This is a genomic window from Paraburkholderia sp. SIMBA_030, assembly GCF_046535245.1.
Lineage (GTDB): Bacteria > Pseudomonadota > Gammaproteobacteria > Burkholderiales > Burkholderiaceae > Paraburkholderia.
On the sequence record NZ_JAWRXB010000513.1, the window covers coordinates 1 to 273 of the forward strand.

Consider the following 273-nt stretch of genomic DNA (forward strand, 5'->3'; position numbering starts at 1 on the left):
TGGCCAGGTTTTTCAGGTCGCGGTGAGTCGCTGCAATCAGGCGCACATCGACCTTTTGCGACTGCACCGAGCCGACCCGGCGGATTTCGCCTTCCTGCAGCACGCGCAGCAGGCGAGCCTGTGCTTCCAGTGGCAATTCGCCGATCTCATCGAGGAACAAGGTGCCGCCGTCCGCCGCTTCAACCAGCCCGGCGCGCCCTGCGCTGGCGCCGGTGAAGGCGCCTTTTTCGTGGCCGAACAACTCGGACTCGATCAGGGTCTCGGGGATGGCCG

At 65.6% G+C, this 273-nt stretch carries 1 protein-coding gene; it reads right to left on the reverse strand.

Features of this window, described 5'->3' with window-relative positions; translation table 11 throughout:
* Window positions 1-273: sigma 54-interacting transcriptional regulator (locus tag SB772_RS41015; protein ID WP_410838652.1), on the reverse strand; the 273-nt coding region annotated here is incomplete at both ends.